The following is a 21,150-nucleotide window of genomic DNA, read 5'->3' as shown; positions in this document are numbered from 1 at the left end:
CGGCGTTACGCGCGCTTGAACTTGCGGGCGAATGCCCACACCACCAGCGGCAGTTCCGGCTCGTTGCGCAGGGAGTGCTGCTCCGGGTCGTACCACGCCCAGTCGTCGAGATTGGCCATCAGGCAGTCCCGGTTGCCCCACGACCCGGTCTCGATGTCCTGCGCGGCGAAGCCCGCCTCCTGCAGCAGCAGCCTCAGGCCGGCCTCCGTCCAGCGCCAGTAGTCACCCGGCGCGTCGTGAATCTTCAGCAGGAACGGCGTGCTCAGCACCAGATGCCCGCCCTCGGCCAGCGAGTTGTAGATGTTGCGTACCGCCGCCGCCGGCGACTGCACGTGCTCCAGCACCTGCTCGATGAAGATGATGTCGAACGGCTTCTGGCCCTTGTCCTCGTAGACAAGCGCCGACTTGCAGACGTCGTAGTTGGGATAGCCGGTGGGGAAGTGGAGCTTGAAGGGCAGGTGCGCCCACGCCCGCCCGGAAATCTCCAGCGCGGCCAGGCGCGGGTGGTCCAGCTTGTTGACGTATGCCTCGACCGCCCGATTCATCACCACCCGGCACCAGTGTTCACGTCGCATCGGGAAAAGGCTCCGCCTAGGATCAGGGGTGGGCGTCAGGGTCCGGCGTCTTTTAGAACAATCCGACCAATCCGGCAATCGGGGATGCTGGCCGCTCTTGCGTTGCGTTTGCCGGCCGATGTGCCTATCAACGGACCCCAAACACGGAGAGAGCGGGCGAGGGATCCGGCATGGGTGCGGTGCTGTTGGAAGGCGAGCGGGGCGACACCGAATCCTGCCTGGAGTACTTCAACACACTGCGGGTCGATCGCGGCGCGCGGATCCTGGACATCGGATGCCGGTACGGCAGCCTGTTGCAGAACTTCCATCTGGCCGGCTACGCCGACGTGCACGGCGTCGATGTCGATGCCGCCGCGGTCGCGCGCGGCGCGGCGGCATACCCCGAACTCGCGGGACGCCTGCACGCCTACGACGGCACCCACCTTCCCTTCCAGGAGGGCAGCTTCGACGCCATCACCATGTTCGACGTGATCGAGCACATCGGCCCGATCGACGAGTACCTGAAAAACGTGCGCCGCCTCCTGCGGCCGGGCGGCCTGTTCATCTTCCAGACGCCGAACATCCTGATCGACGTGCCGTACTGGGTGCTGGCGCTGCGCCTGTTCAACCGGGAGAAGCTGGCTTGGCTGTTCCGCGAGCACTGCTCGCTGCAGACCTACCCGAGTCTCAAGCGCCTCCTGCGCGGAGCCGGCTTCACCGACATCCGCATCGAGAAGAACCGCAGCGACACCGAGTTCAAGAAGGAATACGTGCGCAAGACGCTCGGCCCCGTCGGCCTCGCCATCTTGCACGCCTCCAACCACTTCCCGATGGTGCTGTACCCTAATTTCTGGGGCCACGCGCGCGGCTGAACCGGCCCGGGCCGGTTCAGCCGAACACGACGTCGGTCGACGCCACGCCGGGGGCGGCGCTGAACACGCCCAGCAGGCGGATGTCGGTCGGCGCCAACAGCCCGTCGCCGTTGGCATCGGTGACCAGGTACATGCCGGTGCTGGCGCCGTTGTTGGCCAGCACCAGGACGCTCGCGTTGGCGGACGAGCCGACCAGCGTGCCGATGGCCGCGCTGACGCTGGAGAGGCTGGTGTCGTTGAGCGCCGCCGTCGCCGTGGTCAGCCGCACCACCTCGTCGCTGCCCATGGTGATGGCGTTGGAGGCGCGCGAGGCCGCCTGGACCGTCCCGTCGCCGTTGCGGTCGAGCAGCGTGCGCAGGGCGCTCGCCACCACCACCCGGTCGGTGCCGGTCTGGAAGTTGGCGATCTGGCTGAAGCCGCCGGTGGCGCCCGTTGCGACGGCGGTGGGGCTGCCGAACACCACCAGGTCGGTGGCGTTGCCGCTCGCCAGCGTCAGTTGGCTTCCGCCGTTCGAGCCGGTCTCGAAGCGGATGATGCCGCTGAGCACCGTCGCCACGTCGACCCCAGCGCCGCCGACCAGCGTGTCGACGCCGCTGAGCACCATGGTGGAGCCGGCCGAGGTGGCGTAGAGCACGTCCACGCCCGCGCTGCCGGTCAGCGTCTCAATGCCCGACAAGGTGAGCGTCGTCGTCCCGTTCAGCGTGACCACGTCGCGGCCGGTGCCGCCCGACAGCGTCTCCAGCAGGCGGACGGCGACGGTGTTGCCGGCGTTGCCGAGCGTCACCAGATCGGTGCCCGCCCCGCCGTTCAGCAGCTCGACAGCGCCGCCCACCGTCATCGTCGTGCCGGTGTCGCCGATGACGAGCACGTCGTTGCCGGCGCCGCCGGTCAGCAGGTCGATGCCGCGCACCGTCAGCGTGGCGCCCGAGGTTCCCAGCGTGACGTTCTCCGCGCCCGCGTCGCCCACCAGGATCTCCACCCCGGTCAGCGTCAGCGTGCCGCCCGCCGCAGCGACAAAGAGCACGTCGGTGCCGGCGCCGCCGATCACCGTCTCCAGCGCGCTCAGGACCATCGTGGTGCCGGTGTCGCCGATGGTCACCACGTCGGTGGCGGCGCTGCCGGCCAGCGTCTCCAGGCCGCGCAGCAGGGTGGTGCTGCCCGCGCCCCCCAGCGTGATCGCGTCGGTACCGGCGCCGCCGACCAGAATCTCGACGCTGCCAACCACCGTCATGGTGGTACCGGTGTCGCCGGTAATCACCAGGTCGGCGGCGGTGCCGCCGGTCAGCACGTCGATGCCGCGCACCGTCACGGTGGAGCCGGAGTTGCCCAGCTCGACCTGGTCGTGGCCGGCGCCGCCGACAAGGATCTCCAGACCGCTCACCACCAGCGACACCCCGGCGGCGGCGGTGAGGATCACGTCGGTGCCGGCGCCGCCGGCCAGAGTCTCGATGGCGCCGGCGGTCATCGTCGTGCCGGTGTTGCCGATGACGACGATGTCGGTGCCGCTGCCGCCCGTCAGCACCTCCAGCCCGCGCAGCAGGATCGTGTTGCCACCGGCCGCCAGCGTGACCGCGTCGGTGCCGGCGCCGCCGACCACGATGTCCACCGCGGTGCCCAGCGTCATGGTGGTGCCGGTGTCGCCGGTGATGACCAGATCGGCGCCGGCGCCCCCGATGACCAGATCGACCCCGCGCACGGTCACCGTGTTTCCAGCCGCGCCCAGCGTCAGGTCGTCAACCCCCGCCCCGCCGACGACGATCTCGACGCCGGTCACCGCCATCGTGCCGCCCGTGGCCGCCGTGAACAGAACGTCGAATCCCGCGCCGCCGGTCACAGCCTCCAGCGCGCCCACCATCGCCGTGAGGCCGGCGTCGCCGATGGTCACCACGTCGGTGCCGGCGCCGCCGGTCAGGGTTTCCAGGGCGCGCGCTAGGATCGAGTTGCCCGCCGTGCCCAGCGTGATCGTGTCCGTTCCGGCGCCGCCGGTCAGCGATTCCACCGCACCGCCGACCGTCAGCGTCGTGCCGGTGTCGCCGATGACGATGAGGTCGGTGCCGACGCTGCCGGTCAGCAGCTCGACACCGCGCACGGTCAGCGTGTTGCCGGCGGTTTCGAGCGTCGCGACATCGGTGCCGGACCCGCCGACCAGGATCTCCACAGCCTCGACCCGCAGGGTGCTGCCGGCGTCGGCGACGAAGGCGACGTCCGCGCCGGCGCTGCCGGCCAGCGTCTCGACTGCGGAGATGAGCGTGGTGCCGGACACGTAGCCGAGCACCACCACGTCGGTACCCGCGCCGCCGAAGATGGTGTCGGCCACGGTGATCACGGTAACCGAATTGCCGCTGTCCGCCAGTTGCACCAGATGGCCGCCCACGACGGCCGTCGTGGCGCCGACCGCGCGGTTGGGGCCGGTGGCGGAACGTTCGTCGATCTGAGTCGGCACGGCAGTGATTTCCTTCAAGCAGCTCCAACCCTGGGATGACGGCTGCGGCGGAGCCTGTCAAGGCGGCGCCGCGCGCCGGGCCGGCCGCCGGAAGGCGTTGCGGCCGTAGTCAGCCGGCGCGGCTGCGCTGAAGCAGGCCGGCCAGCGTTTCGCGGCCGGACAGGATGCGCTGCAGATCGTCCGGTGCCGGCGCGACCAGCCCGGCGCGCTCCATGGCGGCCGCCCAAGACACCAGCGCGGAGGCCATCGCCGGGGTGTTCCAGACCGGGCCGAGGTGCTCGATCCACAGATCGATCTCGCGCTCTGTCACCTCCTTGATCTGCGACAGCAGCTCGGCGACGCGCACCAGCTCGACCGCAACCTCGGGCGTGATCACCTCGTCCGGCGACGACCAGGCGCCCTTGCTGACGCATTCCGTGTAGAGCGCCAGCTTCTTGACGGTGTCGAGCAGCGCCGTGTGTTCGCTGTTCTGGTCGGCGGCGGTGACCACGTCGCTGAACCGCCCACCCGTGCGCTTGAGCGAATCGAGCACCAGCCATGCGCCGTTCTTCGCCCGGTGGCGGTGGTAGTCGCGCCAGACGGCCTGCAGCTCCTCGTCGGTGCGGGCGAAGGGAAGGGCGCGCAGGATCGAGACCTTGCCGGCCTCCTCGATGGCCAGCACCGCCATCAGCGCCGCCGAGGGATAGCGCTTCAACGACAGCATCAGCTTGGCGTCGGTGGCGAGTCGATGGGCATTACGCCGAGCTGCGTTGATGCCGTCGGCAAGCTCCTTCGACGTCAGCGACCCTCTGTAATGGCTGAGCCCTGCAGGCATCAACGCGTCCCTATAATGCGGAGGCCGACGCCCCCCGTGAGAATAGCAAGGTTTCGGGAATCTGCACACTGCAACTAAGAAGCGGCACAAGAAAACTCCGGCGCAGCCGGATATCGGCCTTCGGCGGCCAGCGAAATCAACGCGACGACGCCGTTGGGCCGGCCATCGCCGAGGCTGCGCAGCGGTGCGCCGATTCGCGGTCCGGCTGTACGGCCGCGCCGGACGGGCGGACGCCGCGCCGACGCCTCTTGTGGAAAGACCACGATCCCGGCATTGATCACCAGGATCCGACACGTCCGACAAGGGAAAAGTCCACGGTCATGCACGACAGCACCGGCGGCGGCCGCGCGCCGATCATCCTGCACGGCGATCAGGCGGAGCGCATGCCTTATCGGCTGTTCCGCTTGGCGCAGGTCGAGCGGCGCGCCGACCAGGGGCTCGCCGTCGCGTTCGGCGAGGCGCTCGCGTTCCCCGGTGCCGTGCCGGACATCGCGCTGTGGCGCGAGGTGACCTTCCTTGTTCATGACCCGCGCTTCATCGGCCACTACTTCCATTTCATGGAGATCTTCCTGGCGCTGCACGCCTTCCAGCGGGCGTTCCTGCCCGAGGCAGCGGTGCACAGGATCGTCTTCACCAGCGACAACTGGACGAATCCGGCGCAGCACAACATCCAGCGCGCCCTGCTGACCGCCGCCTACCCGCAGGCGGAGGTGGTCTCCCCGGCCACTCTGACCCCGGGCGAGCTTCGGAACGTCGTGCTGATCGACCGCACCCTGGCGGTGACCGGCATCAACAAGTTCCTCGAGCCGGTGCTGCCGATCGCCAGCGCCTGGACGCGGGACTTCGTGGAGACGATCCACCGCCACGTCTCGGCCGATCCCCGGCCGCGCCCGGCCGGCGGCACGGCGCCGCGCGCGGTCTATGTGAAGCGCAACCCGCCGCGCTGCCTGTCCGCCGGCCTGGAGGCGGCGGTGCTGGCGGCGCTGCGCGACGCCGGTATCCGGGTCGATGCCGTGGACTACGCCGCCCTGCCCTGGGACGAGCAGGTGCGAGTCACCGCCGGCTACGACCTCATGGTTGGCGTGCACGGCAATGGCCTGACCAACATGCTCTGGCTGCCGCCGCACGCCGCGGTGCTGGAGATCTTCCCGGCGGGCGCCCACCATTACGACTACCAGATCCTGGCGGAGCTGAAGCGGCACACCTACTTCGGCATCGAAGGGCACGCGGACGGCTACGTATTCCGCGAGCACAGCCGGCACGGCGACGCCTTCGGCCACGGCGCCGACAACAACCGGGAGATCACCGATCTGCCCTGGGCGGCGGTGGCTCGCTTCATAGAGACCGTCCGGCCCGACTGACCGACCGGAAGCGGGCGGACGGCCGGGAAAAGTCCGTCGCGGTCGCCCGGCACCGCCGCTATCTTACCGCTTCCGTCCCTAGCCCCTTTCCGCCGTCCAAGGTCCGTCACCATGCAGCTCACCCTTCCCGAGGCGCTCGCTCTCGCCGACACCCACCTCACCGCGGGGCGGGCCGCCGAAGCCAAGGGGCTGTACGCCCGCATCCTCGATGCGGCCCCCGGGGACCCGACCGCGCCGCGCCGGCTGGGCGTCATTCTGGCCGGCGAAGGCGACGCCGCCGCAGCCGCCGAGCTGCTCGGCCGGGCGGTGCGGAACGAGCCAAACGACGCCGCAGCCCACCGCGACCTCGCCGCCGCCCTCGACGCCTGCGGGCGCGCGGCCGAGGCCCGGGCCAGCCGGCAACGGGCACACTGGCTGCTCGACGCGGCGAAGGGCCTGCCCGGCGACGACGCCCCGGCCTGCCGGCTGTGCGGCGGGGCGACGCGGTTCCGCATGTTCCGGACGGTGCGCGGCCGGCACGTCACCGGCTACTTCCTGTGCGGGGCCTGCGGGTCGCTGCAGACGGAAGCGCCGCACTGGCTCGAGGAGGCCTATGCCCACACCACCGTCGGCCCCGACTACGGGATCTGCCGGCGCACCCTGCAGCTGGTGATCGAGTGCTTCGGACTGTTCACCCTGCTGCAGCTCGACGGTCGGCGGACCTTCGTCGATTTCGGGGGCGGCAACGGCCTGTTCACGCGGATGATGCGCGACCGCGGCTTCAACATGCTGTCCTACGACAAGTACCAGGCGCCGTTCTACAGCGACGTCTACGTCGTGCCCGACTACGCTGCGGCGAAGCCCGACGTCGTCACCGCCTTCGAAGTGTTCGAGCACCTGCCCAACCCCGGCGCCGACATCGACGCGCTGATGGCGGGGCGGCCGGACCTCGTTGTGTTCACCACCGACACCTTCGACGGTCAGGGCCCGGACTGGGGGTACCTGGCGCCGGAGACCGGGCAGCACGTCTTCTTCTACGGCCGCGCCGCGTTCGCGTGGATCGCCGAGCGGTACGGCATGGAGTTCTGCGACCTCGGCCTGCTGAAGGTGCTGGCCAGCCAGCGTCTGGTTGAGGAGCGGCAGGCCGCCGGCGTCTCCTTCGACGCGGTGTGCGCCCGCGCCGCCGACCGCGCGGCGTTCGTCCCCTACGCCACCGGGCTGTTCGCCAACGAGCAGATGCGCTGGCAGCAGGCGTGGGTTTCCACGATGACCCCGCCGCCATGACCCCGCGGCGGCGCGGCCGGGGCCGGCGGAAGCGGTTGTCGGGCCGCGAGCCCCCGACTATGATCCGCCACCTTTCCTATGCCACCGCCCCGGCCGCACGACCATGACCCTCAACGAGGCGTACCAGCTCGCTTTCCAGCATCATCGGGCTGGCCGGCACACCGATGCCGTCGGAGTCTGTAAGGCCATCCTGCGGAGCGTGCCGGAGCAGAAGGAGACGCTGCTGCTGCTCGGCGTGACCGAGTTCCTTCTCGGCAACCCGGATGTGGCCGGCGCTGCGCTCGTCCGCGCGCTGTCCATCGACCCCGGATTCAACGAAGCCCTGGTCAACCTCGCCTCGGTTCGGCAGCGCCAGGGTCGCCTCGGCGACGCCGTCGCCATGCTGTCGCGGGCGATCGGCCTCAAGCCTTCGCCCGAGGCCTACCTCAACCGCGGCTCCGCGCTGCACAGCGGCGGCAACCGCGACGCCGCCGCCGAAGACTTCACGCAGGCCATCGAGCTGCGGCCCGACGACACGATGGCGCTCAACAACCTGGGCATGATCATGCGCGACCGCGGCTATGTCGGCCGCGCCGTGGCGCTGCACCGGCGCGCTATCGCCGTTTCCCCGGAGTTCGCGGTGGCCTGGCGCGATCTGGCACACGCGCTGCGCGAGGCCGGGCGGCTGGCCGGGGCGGTGGGCGCCTACGCGCGATCCATCGCCCTCGACCCGACCAGCACCGAAACCAAGAGCTATCACCTGTTCGCCAAGCAGGCGGTGTGCGACTGGAACGGCTACGAGGCGCTGGTGCGCGAGACGGGCGACATCATCGACCACGACCGCGGCATCGTGCTGCCGCTGGCCATCCTGTCCATCGAGACCACCGCCGCGCAGCAGCTCCGCGCCGCGCGACATTTCTTTCGCACGCTGGTGAAGGCCCCACCCCATCTCGCCCGGCCGGTGCCAACGGCACCGTCGGCGGCCGACGGACGGCTGCGCATCGCCTACTTCTCGGCCGACTTCCACGAGCACGCCACGGCCTATCTGGCCGCCGAGATGTTCGAGCTGCACGACCGCACGCGCTTCAGCACCTTCGCCTATTCCTTCGGCCAGGACGACGGCAGCCCGATGCGCCGCCGCCTGATCGCGGCGTTCGACACCTTCCGCGACATCCGCAGCGTCGGCATCGACCAGGTCCGCCGGCTGATGGCCGAGGACGGCATCGACATCCTGGTCGACCTGAAGGGCTACACGAAGCAGAGCCGCCTCGACCTGCTGTCGTGCCGGCTGGCCCCGGTGCAGGTGGCCTATCTCGGCTTCCCGGGCACCATCGGCAGCGACTGCATGGACTACATCGTCGGCGACCGGTTCGTGACGCCGCTTGAGCACCAGCACCACTTCAGCGAGCGCATCGTGGTGATGCCCGACGCATACCAGATCAACGACCGCCACCGCCCGCTGAACGGCCGCGTGCCGAGCCGGGCGGAGTGCGGGCTGCCGGAAGACGGGTTCGTCTTCAGCGCCTTCAACACGACCTACAAGATGTCGCCGCGGATGTTCGGCGCCTGGATGCGGCTGCTGGGCCGGTTGCCGAACAGCGTGCTGTGGCTGTTCGAGGCGAACGCCGACGCCGTCGGCAATCTCCGCCGCGCGGCGGCGGCGCACGGCATCGACCCGGCGCGCGTCGTCTTCGCGCCGAAGCGGCCGCTGGCCGACCATCTCGCCCGCTACCGGGTGGCTGACCTGGCGCTGGACAGCTATCCCTACACGGGCCACACCACGACGTCCGACGCGCTGTGGATGGGGCTGCCGACGGTGACGCTGATCGGCGACACCTTCGCCTCCCGCGTCGCCGCCAGCCTGCTGAGCGCCGCCAGGATGGACGAGCTGATCACCACCTCGCTCGCCGACTACGAGGCCCTCGCCCTGAGCCTCGCCCACCAGCCGGAGCGGCTGGCAGCGCTGCGCCGCCAGCTGGAGGAGACGCGCCTGAGCGTGCCGCTGTTCGACAGCCGGCGCTTCACCCGCCACCTGGAGCGGGCGTACACGACGATGTGGGACATCCACCGTTCCGGCCGGCCGCCGCAGCCGTTTGCGGTGGAGCCGCTGCCGCCCGGCACGCCGGCGTGAGGCGGCGGGCCGGTCAGGCGCCGCGCAGGCGCCCGGCGCGCAGGTTCTCGACGTACCAGGAATAGGTGCGGGCGAAGCCCTCGCGTAGGCTGGTCGGGGCGCGCCAGCCCAATTCCGTCATGCGGCTGACGTCCATCAGCTTGCGCGGCGTGCCGTCCGGCTTCGTGGAATCGAAGCGGAACTCACCCGTGTAGCCGATGATGTCGGCCAGCGTCCGGGCCAGATCGCGGATGCTGATCTCCTCGCCGGTGCCGACGTTGATGTGCTCCTCGCCGGAGTAGTGCTTGGCGACGAAGACCAAGCCGTCGGCCAGATCATCGACGAACAGGAACTCGCGCAGCGGCGTGCCGGTGCCCCAGAGATCGACCGTGGCGGCGCCGGTCTCCTTGGCATGGTGGATCTTCGCCAGCAGCGCGGCGGCGACATGCCCCTGCGCGAGGTCGAAGTTGTCGCCGGCGCCGTACAGGTTGGTCGGCATCGCCGACACAAAGTCGCAGCCATACTGCCGCCGGTACGCCTGACACAGCTTGATGCCGGCGATCTTGGCGATGGCGTACCACTGGTTGGTCGGCTCCAGCGGCCCGGTGAGCAGCATGTCCTCGGTCATCGGCTGCGGCGCGAGGCGCGGGTAGATGCAGGAGGAGCCGAGGAAGACCAGCTTCTTCACGCCGCTGCGGTGGGCGGCGTTGATGACGTTGGTCTCGATGACGAGGTTGTCGTAGAGGAATTCCGCCGGGCGGCTGCTGTTGGCGTGGATGCCGCCCACCGTCGCCGCGGCGACGAAGACAACGTCGGGGCGCGCCTGCGCCATCCAGTCCTCGACGTCCGCCTGGCGGATCAGGTTCAGCTGCTCCCGCCCGACGGTCAGGATCTCGCAGTTCTCCCGTTCCAGGCGACGCACGATGGCCGATCCCGCCATGCCGCGATGGCCGGCGACCCAGACGCGCTTGCCTTCCAACGAGAACAAGGGTTGCTTCTCCACCGCGGCATTCGCCTCTGTCTATGTTCGCACCGCACATTCTCCTAGCACCTTGCAGCGAGCCCGGTCCAGAGCCGCATGCACACCGGGCGCGTGTCCCTGGGCGGACCGGAGACCGTGCACTCTGCCATTGACTCGCGACGGCGCCTCGCGGAAAGTGTCGCCGCGACCGGACACCTCGAAAGTGGAATGCGCACGCGCGCCACGCAGCACGCCTGCGGAGCGGTCGAGGGATCTGCAAGAGTGGAACTGATGAAAGTCTATTCGCACCGGGGCAACCTTTCGGGCAAGAGCCCCCGCGAGAACGAACCGGCCTTTATCCGGGAATGCATCGCCCGGGGGTTCCACGTCGAAGTCGATCTCTGGTGCGTGGACGGCGCTTGGTTCCTCGGGCACGACGACCCCACGCACCCCATCGATCTGGCCGAGTTCGACCGCGAAGAGGTCATCTTCCACCTGAAGTCGCCGCATGTCCCACCGCTGCGGCACGCCGATGCCTTCGCCATCGACAACGATCGCTACGTGCTGACGCTGCGCGGCTTGCTGTGGACGAACTACGGACAGCCGGCCACCGCCCAGAGCGTCATGTGTGCTCCCGAGCTGGTTGGCGACTCCCGCCCGCTGGAGGATTTTGTCCGATCGATACAACACCAAGCCGCTGGCATTTGCACCGATTATCCTTTAATCGTCCGCTCGGTGCTGGCGCGCGTCTGACCGATCGAGGCGGCGCGGCCCGAGGCAGGCCCTGCGCCACTCTGCCCCTCTTGTACTTGATGGTGAGAGAAGTCTATGTCCAACTCCGGAATCTACCGCGCTACGCGCAACAACGACGTTGTCGCCACCTTCAAGATCAAGAGCAACAACCTCGAGAAGGCGGCCGAAGCCATCGCCATCGGGCAGTCGATCGGCAACCCCAACGTCCGCCTGGACAGCGAAACCGATGAGATGTGGCAGCGCTACGGCTGCGAGATCCGCTCGCTGAAGGACGAGGGCGGCGGCTACGGCACCGCGGTGATCGGCTTCCCGGCGGGCAACTTCACCGACGGGTCGTTCACGCACCTGCTGATGTGCCTGATGGGCGGCCAGATGGACATCGACCTGCTGAGCGAGTGCCGTCTGGAGGATCTGGAGCTGCCGGCGTCCATCGTCGCGCAGTACCGCGGGCCGAAGAACGGCATCGAAGGCATCCGCCAGTACCTGGGCGCCTACGACCGCCCGCTGATCGGCGGCATCGTCAAGCCGAAGACCGGCATCACGATCCAGCAGCTGGTCGACATGTGCAAGCAGATGGCCGACGGCGGCGTCGACTTCATCAAGGAGGACGAGATCCTCGGCGAGATCGCCCTCTGCCCGTTCGAGGCGCGCGTCGAGGCGGTGGTCCGTGCGCTGGAGCACTACAAGGTCATCTTCTGCCCCTGCATCACCAGCCCGATCCACCGGCTGCCGGAGGTCGTGGGCGTTCTGAACAAGCACGGCTGCTCGGGCTTCCACTACAACATCTGGGGTGGGCTCGACGCCTACCAGTACGTCGTGCAGCTCGGCGACAACCTCTTCGCCCACTACCAAAAGTCGGGCGACCGGGTGATCACCGAGGGCGCGTTCTCCATCGCCTTCACCGTGTGGTGCAAGCTGGTCCGGCTGGCCGGGGCCGACTTCATCCACGCCGGCATGGTCGGCGGCTACCTGGACGAGCCGAAGGACGTCATGGCCAAGCGCATGGACGTGCTGCGCGGCCCGATGCACGGGCTCAAGGGCCTGATGCCCAGCCTGTCGTGCGGCGCCACCCCGGGCATGGTCGAGGGTCTGGTGGACCTGTTCGGCTACGACATCATGGTCAGCTCCGGCGGCGCCATCCACGGTCACCCGATGGGTTCGCTGGCCGGCGCCAAGGCGTTCCGCGACGCCGCCGAGGGCCGCAGCTCGCGCGAGCTGGAGGTTGCCATCGACAAGTGGGGCCGCTGACGTGGACGTCCGCCGCATCGAGGACTTCACCGGAGGCTGGTTCGTCGGCAACTTCGAACCCTCGCTCCTGCGCACCCCCGACTTCGAGGTGGGCCTGAAGATCCACCACCGCGACGAGTACATCGCGCCGCACATCCACCACCATGTGACGGAGTACAACCTGCTCGTCCGCGGCTCGATGCGCGTCAACGGCTGCGAGCTGACGGAAGGCGACCTGTTCATCCTGCACAAGGGCGAACGGGTCGACGCCGAAGTCCTGACCGATCAGGCGCACGTCGTCGTCGTCAAGGTCCCGTCGATCCCCTCCGATAAGACGCTATGCGAACCGTAGTCATCCCCATGGCCGGCCGCGGCAGCCGGTTCAAGAGCATCCACGACACCAAGGTGCTCTATCCGGTGCCGACGACGAACGAACCGATGTTCGTCCACGCGGTGCGCAATCTCGGCTTCGGTTTCGATCGCCTGATCCTGGTCTGTCTGCGACAGCACGAGGTGCCGCCGGTCGCGCGGGAGCACCTCGGCTCGACCACGGACCTGCACTGCGTCGAGATCGACGCCGTCACCGGCGGCCCGATGGAGACGGTCCTCAAGGCGCGCACGCTGCTGGAGGCCACCCCGGACAGCGAAGTGGTGGTGTGCAACGCCGACCAGGTCATGGTGTGGCCGGGCGACTGGGCGCTGGACTGGTTCCGGGCCCGGGGCGCGGAAGGCGGCATCCCGACGGTGCAACGCCAGACGCTGCGCCACTCCTACGTCGGGCTCGATCCGGCGGTGCCGCATAAGGTGGTGTCGGTGCGCGAGAAGGAGCGCATCTCCGACCGGGCGACCATCGGCATCTATTGGTTCCGCCGGGCCGCCGGCCTGCTGGACGCCGCCGATCGCATGATCGCCGCGAACGACCGCGCGCCCAACGGCGAGTTCTACGTCGGGCCGGCGTACAACCACCTCGACGGGCTGATCCTCGAGTACCCGCTCTGCGAGTTCTGGTCGGTTGGCGAGCCGGAGAACCTGCAGGCGTACCTGGACCGCGACTATGCCCGCGGTGCCCGCGACTGATACCGCCGAGCAACTGCAATAACTGCCCGGGCCTCTCCCGGCCACGACGGTTTGGAGACGTGTCGCGCGGGGGATCGTCTGACCGGCGGCTCCCGTTTGCCATGGCGTCGTAGGATCGACTCCGGCGGGGGCCGCCTGCGTACCCGTCAGGTCGCTCTGCGCCCCATGACGGCGGCGTACCGGCTCCCCCTCACGCTCCGCAATTCTGCGAATTGAAGCGGTCGATATAGCGTTGCAGCAGGCTTGTGTTGTTGCGCTGGTCCAGCGCGTGCAGAAGGTATCCGGTGAAATCGTAGGACCCGTAGACGTCGTGCATGATGCAGGCGGTCTTCAGCAGATCGCCGTCGCTCATCTGCCCGACGCTGTGAAAATTGCGGGCGAACACGGCGGCTTCCGCGTAGATCACCTGACTGCCCTTGGCGAACAGGTCGCCGTTGAAGACCATCGGCTTCATCTGCCGGCTGAAGACATCGATGAACTTATGTAACAGAAAGCCGTGTCCACGCAGGAACACGTCGATATCGGAATAGAGGGGCTGCGACGCGTAGATCGGTATGAACTCCACCTCCGTGTGGATCACCAGCGTGTTGGACAGGATCCGCCCGGCACCACGCAGCACGTCGAGTTCGGCGCCCTGCACGTCGATCTTCAGGAAATCGACCGCTCCAATCTCGGCCACGTCGTCCAGTCGGACGGTGTCGACCTCTTCGGTGGCGACGACAGGCAGGTCCATCCTCTGAAAGCAGCTCAGCACGCCGTCGTCCGGGCGGTAGAGCGACGAGGTGAACGGGTTCTGCGTCGCGTGGAAGACCCGCCGACTGCCGTCACCGACGAACTGTGGAAAGTATTTGCGCCCGCGCGGCGCGTCGGCGTTACGTTGCCGGCACTTCTCCTGGTTCGGCTCGAAGCCGAAGACCGTCACGTTCTCATAGGCAAGCAGCGCGTGGTATGGGTCCGTGCCCGGCCCCAGGTCCGCCGCGCCGATGTCGACGATGGCGAAGGACGGGCGCAGGCCATCCGGAACGATGTCGAGAAGCTTGAACATGGTCTTTCCCTGTTCCTCGGGGTCCGCCGCGGCACCCTCGCCTTTGGCGCTCACAGCCCTGCGCAATCGGCAACCACCATCCGACGGATCACCTCTGTGATGGGGACGCGGGGCGTCCAGCCGAGGCGCGCGGCGATTTTCGCCGGATTGGCACGGACCGCCGGTCCGGCGCGGTCGGCGTCCCAGGTCACGTGGCGGGTCCAATCCAGCCCAACGGCCGCGAAGGCGGCTTCGGCCAGCGCACGGACCGGCACGAGGGTACCGGAGCCGACCACATAGTCGCCGGGCTCCGCGGCCTCTCCCATGCGCAGGAGGGCGTCGGTCACCTCGTCGGCACAGCTCCAGTCTGCGAGCGCGCCGATGTTGCGCAGGTGCAGGCATTCGGAGGTTTCGCCCCCCGCGCGCGCGATCCGCGCCGCCGCGCGGGTGATCTTGCGGCTGACGAAGCTCTCCGGACGGCGATGCGATTCGTGGTTGAAGAGAATGGCGGTGCTTCCGTGAAGACCATGGCGGTCGCGCATGAAACGGATGGCCTCGGCGGACCAATGCTTGGTCATCCCGTACCAGTTCACGGGATCCCGCGGGCTCTCCTCGTCGATCACGCGGCCCTCCGGGCCGGCGTCGGCGTCCGAGGGACGGTACATATGGCTGGACGCCGTGTAGACCAGCCGCGCCTTCGGTGCATGGGCCAGGATGGCCTGGATCAGGTGCGTGGTGGCCTGGAAATTGACGGCCGTCATCGCGCGCCACATCTCGGGCGCAGCCGCGAGCGGGGCTTCCGAAGCGTGATGGACCGCAGCGACATGAAACACGAGATCCGGCCGGGTGCGCGCCACCACCGCGTCGATGGCCGCCGGATCGGTCAGGTCGATCCCGAGCAGGTCAACACCCGCCGGCGCCGCGTCTTCTGCCCGCTCCGGCCGCACCAAGCCGATGACCCGCTCCCCCTGCGCGGCCAGCCGTGTGGCCAAAACGACGCCGTCCTGACCAAGCGCTCCCGTGATCAGCGCCGTCCTGCCGGTCACGCCGCGGTCTTTCCCAGCGCCGTGGATTGCAGAACGCCGTCCTTGCCGACGATCTCGAAGCGCGGCAGCGGGAACACCAAATGTCCACCGGCCTCGAGGAATGCCGCCTCGCGGCGGACGATCTCGTCGCGGAAGTGCCAGGGGAACACCAGCAGAAAGTCGGGCCGCCGGGCGCGTCCCTCGTCCTCGGAAATGATGGGAATGCGGGAACCCGGCGTCACCAGCCCGCACTTCGGGGCGTAGCGCTCAAGGATGGCCGGCAGCTCGCGCGTGGTCACGCCGCAGTATTGCAGGATCACGTTGCCCTTGGTCGAGGCGCCGTAGCCCAGCACCACCTTGCCCTCCGCGAGGCGGAAGAAATCGCGGACCACATCGCGGTGATGGCTGATCCGCTCGGCGAAGGTCAAGTGGGGAGCCGCGCTGTCCAGGCCGCTGCGCGCCTCCTCGGCCAGCAACGCGGCGATCGCCCGTTCGGACTCCGGCGCCGGGCGGCGCGGTCCATGCCTTGGGGTGAGCTGAACGCGGAAGCTGCCACCGTTCACGTCGTTGGTGGAGGCATCGAGAATCCGAAGATCGGCGCGCTCCGCCATCCAGGCGATCTGCGTCAACCCGTAATAGGTCAGATGCTCGTGGCAGATGGTGTCGTAGGTCAGCTCGCTCAGCATGAGCGGCATGTAAGACTGTTCCATCTCCCAAATGCCGTCGTCGGCGAGCAGCGCCCGGACCTCCCGCATGAACTGCACGGGGTCCGGCAGGTCGTAGAACATGGCGATGGAGGTGACGATCTTCAGCTTGGCGCCGCCCAGCAACGGGCGGACCCGGTCGGCGCTGAAGAAATCGATCACCAGTTCGATGTCCGGCGGCAGGCTGCCGACGAAAGGCCCGCTCGACGGGTCGATCCCGATGCGCCGCAGCCCCATCCCGTCGTAGCAGCGCAGCAGCGTGCCGTCGTTGCAGCCGATGTCGAGCACCACGTCGCCAGCGGCCGGCGCGGCGCGCTCGACCAGCGCATGGGCCTTTGCATGGAGGTGCCGGCGCATGGTTTCCGTAACGGAGGAACGGTAGCCGTACCGCTCCCCGAACATCTCGGACTGCTCGTAGTCGTGGCTGAGCTGCAGCGTGCCGCAGGCCGCGCCGTCCGCGGCGGCCGAGCGGTCGCACATCACCAGGGCGAGGGGGCCGGACGGGGGATCCTTCTCGTCCGGCCGGGGGAACCGCCCGGTAAGGCTGTGCTCCCCCAGATCGAGGATAGGAACCAACGCCGGATTTCCGCAGACGCGGCAGCACGAGATCGGGGTGGCGTTCGATGCGGCGCCAAGCGGAAAGGACATCAGAAAGGTACCTGCACCACGAAGTTCCTGTGGGACCGACGCCGGATCTTATACGGTCCGGGCACGCCCGAGGCAAGCGGCCACAGGGCGTGCGGCGATCTCCCGGCGCGTGGCGCCGTCACCCGCCGGAGCCCCGCTCGCCACCCGGCAAGAAGCTCTCGACGAGCCCGAGGAGAAGCGCCGGCAGCAGCGCATCGTCGCGACGGAAGAAAATAATGTTCCCGAACACCGCGCCGGCCTTGTTCGGCCGCGGCTCCTCGAAGGTCACCGCGATGACGCGGTACTCCCACACCCCCTTGCGGAAGTTCCCGTCATCCTCGCAACTGAAGATCATGGCGTCATAGCCGCGTTCGGCCATGGCGCGGATGCCTTCCGCGATCTCCGCCCGGCTCTGTCCGGCATACATGTCGCCGAACTCCACCATGACCAGCCGCGGCGGAAGCGCCGCAAAATCGTGACCGTTCAGGACCGTGAAATCGAAGCCTTCAGCATCGACCTTGAGAAGGTCGATCCGGGACATCCCTTCGGACCGGGCGAGGTCCGCAAGCCGGGTTGCCGGCAGGACCACCGTCTGCAAGGTCGGCGCATAGGGCGAGGGGCCGAGGCCGGACAGGCCGACGGCGGTGCGGTGGTAGGTGACGCTGTTGACCGGCGCGTCCACGGCGACCATGGCGTGGTGATGCGCGCGGCCGGAGAACTCCGCGGTCAGGGCCGACAGGCTCGCTTCGCAGGAGGCGTCGGGCTCCAGCATGTGGCCGCTCCACCCGTCCAGGAGGAAAGGCCGCGCGAAGTCTCCGACACAGGCACCGACATCGACCAGCAGCCTTCCTCCCTCCACGTCACCCAGCGCTTTGAAATAGGGAAGGAGCAACAAGGGAATGAGCTTGGTGTCGCTGAGCGTATTCAGCCACGGACTGCGTCCGGCCGCCAGCCGGGCGACCAAGTCCGTCAGGGCGCTCCGGGTGCGCGCCGGTTCGGCCATGCGGCGGCGGAACCGCTCGGCGTACCCGTCGATCATCATTTGGCAGGCGTCGAGGAAACGGCCGGCATAGGCGGTGCAATCGGTGAATGCCCGGTTCGTCGCCGCACTGGCGCGGATGCGGCGGCGGGCGGTCTCCTGCGCCGGCGCGGAGGATCCCAGACGCACGGCCGCCTCCACGTACGCCTCCTCGTCGCGCGCCACCATGTCACCCAGACCAATGTCGCGCAGCATGCAGGCGGCGATGGACCCACGGAAGTTGGGAGCATCGCGCACCACAACCGGAACGCCGACCTCCAGCGGGTCGATCATGGAACAGGCGCCGCCGAAGGGAAAGCTGTCGAGGTAAACGTCGGCGATCCCGATCAGCCGCTGGACGTCCGCGCGCTGCGGCAGGCGCCGAACGATCCTGACGCGCGCCGGGTCAACGCCACACGCTCTCATCTGCACTCTCAGCAGATCCTCGAGGATGTCTTCCTGGTAGTTCGGCCGCCAGTTCGGATTGAACGGCGCCAGGAGCAGGACGGCCTTGGGCACCCGACACAGGATGCGCGCCCAGAGCTGAACCAGCTCGGCATTGATCTTCATATAATTGGCGGTGGAGATGAAGATCGGGGCGTCATGCGGGATCTGGAGGTCGTCGCGGCCGACGGACACCGACCCCGGGCTCTGGTCGAGCCCGAAGGCATAGTAGGTGCAAAGTCCCGGCAGCCGGTACAGCGTTTCGGTGCAGTGCTGCGCGTAGTCGGGGCCGACGTTGTCCTCGCCCAGCAGGTAATAGTCGTGCTGGGTGAAGCCGGGCGACACCGGCGAGGCGGCGCCGGTCACCTGCACGCGCGCCAGCCGGCACATCGACAGGAAGGTGCTTTCGCCGTACACCGCGCAGTTGCTGGCAAACAGCATCAGATCAAGGTCGTGCGCACGGATCCAGGCCACGCGCGTGTTGACTGCGCCACGCGGCACATGAACGATACGCACCCCGGTCCGCTCGACCGTTTCGCGCAGCCCCGGGTCGACCACCTCAGTGAGCAGGAACAGCGTGACGTCGAAGCGCCGTCCCAGTTCCGGCGACAGATGCGCGATCAGGTAAAGGGGTTCCGGGCCCGCATAGAGGCTGTTCAGCAGCAGCCCGACGCGCGGCCGCGGCCGCGCCGTCGGTGCAAACCCGTGGCTGACCGGTAACCCCACCCGCAACGCCGTGACCTCAATAATCTCGGCCCAGCGCCGGAACGCGGCGGTCGGGTCACCGTCGGTGAAGTAGAGCGCCTCCATGCGGGCTTCGTTGCGGAACTGTTCGCCCAGCCGCTGCGCCTCCGGCAGCGGATCGGTGACCACCGCGTCGTACACGCGCTCGATCACCGCCAGCGCCCGTTCCGCGTACCGCTCGCGCTCGCCGACCCGGCGGAAGAGCGGCGGGTTCCTCAGCAGGAAGCTGAGCCAGATTTCCCGCAGCCAGCCGGGAACCGCGGAGAACGGTGGCGGCGGCGGCAGGTCGTGGGCCTGCATCGTCGTCATGGCGGCGAGGAGCACGCCGGCGGTCGGCACCTCGGTGGCGAACCAGCGCTCGAGCAGCTCCGTCTGGAAGGCCGTGTCGGTCTGCGCCGTCAGCGGTGGCGAGGTGGCAAGGCGGCGCACCAACGCCAGGTCGCCGTCGTTGAGCGAGGTCACCGCTCCAGCCGGAACCGACAGGAAGATGCGGCCGCACCTCAGGCGGAGCGCGTCATCTTCGGCCTTCGGCTGGTTGTCGGGTTCGCGCAACGTGATGAACTGCGATGATACTTTCACGAAACCTTCCAGCCCGGATCCAAGGAGCAGACGATCCGCTCCGCTGACCGGGGAGTGTAGCGGCATCGCGATTCCCATGAAAGACCGGTGCCCCGAGACCTCGCGCGAAAACGGAGGCCGTCGCCGGTCCGGAGGGAGCAACCGACCGGGGGCCGGGGCGGCGCCCTACGAGGCCACCTTCCGCGACAACTCCCGCCGGACAAAGAGTACGTTTCCCTCGCCATTGAACGGGAGCAGTTCCCGTTCGACGACAAAACCACGCTCCCCCAGCCAGCGCGCGACTTCCTCGTACGTGCACGAGCCGTCGAACGCCATCCCGGTCTTCGACACTTCGGCGTAGACCGCCCGCACCGAAGCAATGAGATCGCCAGCGCTCTGGAGCGCCATCAGTTCGGCTCCCTCCATGTCCAGCCACAGAAGATCGAGGCGCGTGATGCCGTTTCGCTCCGCCCAGGCGCTGAGCGGCATGGCCGGCACGGTGTTGGCCTCGAACTCGTCCTGTCTCGATGTCTCCGGGCGGAGCATGGTGTTCCGCCCGATCGTGTCCTTGTAGATGTAGAACGTCGCCTCGCCTTCGGCTTCGGAAATGGCGAAGTTGAACGTCCTGACGTTTGGGCAGCCCCGCGTGGCTTCCAGCAGCACGGCGTATTCACGCCTGGACGCCTCCACCGAATACACCATGCCCTTGGGAAACAGGGAGGCCAGCTCGACGCTGTCGTGCCCGTCGGCGGCGCCGCATTCGAAGATCGCGGCATCCTCCGGCAAGTAGGAAAGAAAATCCTCCTTCAGGATATGCCCGTGGACATTGGCATAGACGATGTCCGCTTGGCGGGGCAGCGGCAGGTCCGGGTCGACATGGTAGCCACGTTGCGCCAGCGGATGCGTCGGATCGTCGATGCCCTTCAGGCAGTCGATCACGGCTCGGTAATGGGCCTCGGACCTTGCCGTATCGCCAAGCCTGGCGAACTCCTCCGCCTTGCCGATCGTGAAGCCGACGGCATTGCACAGGTTCAGATGAAAGTCGGCCGAATACGGCAGCTCCATGTTGACCTGGGCCAGAAGCTCCAGGCTCCGCAACGCGTCGCCTTGGTGCTTGAGCACCAATCCCAGGAGATGGCGCGCATTGCGATTGCCCGGATCCAGCCGCAGGACGGCTTCGTAGCCGTCCTTGGCCGCTTGCAGCTGGCCGCCGCGATGAAGCATCATGGGCTCCCGCAGCATTGACATGAGCGCCGCGTTCAGGCCCGCTCTTGCCTGCTGGTCCTCCGGAAGATTGCGCACCACAGCCGCGAGGATGCTCGCCGCGTCGTGAACCCGCCCGGTGCGGGCCAGCATGTCGGCCCGCGAGTAGACCTCCACCACCATCCTTCGGAACGTCGCCGTCCGGCAATCCCGTGCCGGATCCATCCTGAGCGACGCGGCGACCCCGTCCACGGCCTCCCCGAGCAGCCCGGCGTCGTACGCGACCAAGCCTGCGAGGAAATGCGCGTACGGGTCGTCCGATGCCGCACCCGCACACGCAACCAACAGGGAGCGGAGCGAAGGCGTGTCCATCGCGCTTCCGGGATCAG

At 68.4% G+C, this 21,150-nt stretch carries 17 protein-coding genes; 8 read left to right on the top strand and 9 right to left on the bottom strand.

What is annotated here, in order from left to right; genetic code table 11:
- Positions 1–5 precede the first annotated feature (5 nt).
- Positions 6–575, bottom strand: coding sequence for a methyltransferase domain-containing protein (locus ACRWK7_RS16595; RefSeq protein ID WP_431857377.1), 570 nt, complete (start codon positions 573–575; stop codon positions 6–8).
- A gap of 170 nt (positions 576–745) precedes the next feature.
- Here ACRWK7_RS16595 and ACRWK7_RS16590 point away from each other — a divergent pair, with 170 nt between their 5' ends.
- Positions 746–1,426, top strand: a complete 681-nt coding sequence (locus tag ACRWK7_RS16590; protein WP_431857376.1) for a class I SAM-dependent methyltransferase — start codon at positions 746–748, stop codon at positions 1,424–1,426.
- Between the two features lie 16 nt (positions 1,427–1,442).
- On the opposite strand, the gene ACRWK7_RS16585 is transcribed toward ACRWK7_RS16590, so the two are convergent.
- Complete coding sequence (locus ACRWK7_RS16585; RefSeq protein WP_431857375.1) at positions 1,443–3,869, bottom strand: beta strand repeat-containing protein; 2,427 nt, start codon at positions 3,867–3,869, stop codon at positions 1,443–1,445.
- A gap of 109 nt (positions 3,870–3,978) precedes the next feature.
- Positions 3,979–4,683 carry an AbiV family abortive infection protein gene (locus ACRWK7_RS16580; protein ID WP_431857373.1) on the bottom strand — a complete coding sequence of 235 codons (705 nt, stop codon included), beginning with the start codon at positions 4,681–4,683 and terminating at the stop codon, positions 3,979–3,981.
- Positions 4,684–5,003: 320 nt separating this feature from the next.
- Between ACRWK7_RS16580 and ACRWK7_RS16575 the strand changes: the two genes are divergently transcribed.
- The 3 genes from ACRWK7_RS16575 to ACRWK7_RS16565 all read left to right on the top strand — a co-directional run bounded on the left by ACRWK7_RS16575 (position 5,004) and on the right by ACRWK7_RS16565 (position 9,417).
- Complete coding sequence (locus ACRWK7_RS16575; protein ID WP_431857372.1) at positions 5,004–6,044, top strand: glycosyltransferase 61 family protein; 1,041 nt, start codon at positions 5,004–5,006, stop codon at positions 6,042–6,044.
- Positions 6,045–6,155: 111 nt separating this feature from the next.
- Positions 6,156–7,307 carry a class I SAM-dependent methyltransferase gene (locus ACRWK7_RS16570; protein WP_431857371.1) on the top strand — a complete coding sequence of 384 codons (1,152 nt, stop codon included), beginning with the start codon at positions 6,156–6,158 and terminating at the stop codon, positions 7,305–7,307.
- A 103-nt stretch (positions 7,308–7,410) separates the two neighbouring features.
- On the top strand, positions 7,411–9,417 hold the full coding sequence (locus tag ACRWK7_RS16565; protein ID WP_431857370.1) for a tetratricopeptide repeat protein: 2,007 nt from the start codon (positions 7,411–7,413) through the stop codon (positions 9,415–9,417).
- Positions 9,418–9,430: 13 nt separating this feature from the next.
- Here the strand turns inward: ACRWK7_RS16565 and ACRWK7_RS16560 are convergent, their stop codons facing one another.
- Positions 9,431–10,336: a GDP-L-fucose synthase family protein gene (locus ACRWK7_RS16560; protein WP_431857424.1), complete on the bottom strand. Its 906-nt coding sequence runs from the start codon at positions 10,334–10,336 to the stop codon at positions 9,431–9,433.
- A 303-nt stretch (positions 10,337–10,639) separates the two neighbouring features.
- On the opposite strand from ACRWK7_RS16560, the gene ACRWK7_RS16555 reads away from it, so the two are divergent.
- From ACRWK7_RS16555 to ACRWK7_RS16540, 4 genes are all read left to right on the top strand, one after another.
- Positions 10,640–11,110, top strand: a complete 471-nt coding sequence (locus ACRWK7_RS16555) for a hypothetical protein (RefSeq protein ID WP_431857369.1) — start codon at positions 10,640–10,642, stop codon at positions 11,108–11,110.
- Positions 11,111–11,185: 75 nt separating this feature from the next.
- On the top strand, positions 11,186–12,358 hold the full coding sequence (locus ACRWK7_RS16550) for a RuBisCO large subunit C-terminal-like domain-containing protein (RefSeq protein ID WP_431857368.1): 1,173 nt from the start codon (positions 11,186–11,188) through the stop codon (positions 12,356–12,358).
- A gap of 1 nt (position 12,359) precedes the next feature.
- Positions 12,360–12,689 carry a hypothetical protein gene (locus tag ACRWK7_RS16545; RefSeq protein ID WP_431857367.1) on the top strand — a complete coding sequence of 110 codons (330 nt, stop codon included), beginning with the start codon at positions 12,360–12,362 and terminating at the stop codon, positions 12,687–12,689.
- A complete protein-coding gene (locus tag ACRWK7_RS16540) occupies positions 12,677–13,414 on the top strand; it encodes an NTP transferase domain-containing protein (RefSeq protein ID WP_431857366.1) in 738 nt (245 codons plus the stop codon). The genes ACRWK7_RS16545 and ACRWK7_RS16540 overlap by 13 nt, the downstream gene beginning before the upstream one ends.
- A gap of 190 nt (positions 13,415–13,604) precedes the next feature.
- Here the strand turns inward: ACRWK7_RS16540 and ACRWK7_RS16535 are convergent, their stop codons facing one another.
- From ACRWK7_RS16535 to ACRWK7_RS16515, 5 genes are all read right to left on the bottom strand, one after another.
- Positions 13,605–14,459 (bottom strand): FkbM family methyltransferase, encoded by an 855-nt coding sequence (locus ACRWK7_RS16535; RefSeq protein ID WP_431857365.1) that lies wholly within the window; start codon positions 14,457–14,459, stop codon positions 13,605–13,607.
- Between the two features lie 50 nt (positions 14,460–14,509).
- Positions 14,510–15,484 (bottom strand): SDR family NAD(P)-dependent oxidoreductase, encoded by a 975-nt coding sequence (locus ACRWK7_RS16530; RefSeq protein ID WP_431857364.1) that lies wholly within the window; start codon positions 15,482–15,484, stop codon positions 14,510–14,512.
- Complete coding sequence (locus tag ACRWK7_RS16525) at positions 15,481–16,815, bottom strand: class I SAM-dependent methyltransferase (protein WP_431857363.1); 1,335 nt, start codon at positions 16,813–16,815, stop codon at positions 15,481–15,483. Before ACRWK7_RS16525 ends, ACRWK7_RS16530 begins: the two co-directional genes overlap by 4 nt.
- A gap of 118 nt (positions 16,816–16,933) precedes the next feature.
- On the bottom strand, positions 16,934–19,657 hold the full coding sequence (locus ACRWK7_RS16520) for an FkbM family methyltransferase (protein WP_431857362.1): 2,724 nt from the start codon (positions 19,655–19,657) through the stop codon (positions 16,934–16,936).
- An 87-nt stretch (positions 19,658–19,744) separates the two neighbouring features.
- On the bottom strand, positions 19,745–21,133 hold the full coding sequence (locus ACRWK7_RS16515) for an FkbM family methyltransferase (protein WP_431857361.1): 1,389 nt from the start codon (positions 21,131–21,133) through the stop codon (positions 19,745–19,747).
- Between the last annotated feature and the right edge of the window lie 17 nt (positions 21,134–21,150).

The sequence above is a fragment of the Azospirillum sp. genome (genome assembly GCF_050789165.1).
The sequence above is the reverse complement of the archived record's forward strand: the minus strand, read 5'-3'. Positions and strand labels throughout refer to the sequence as shown.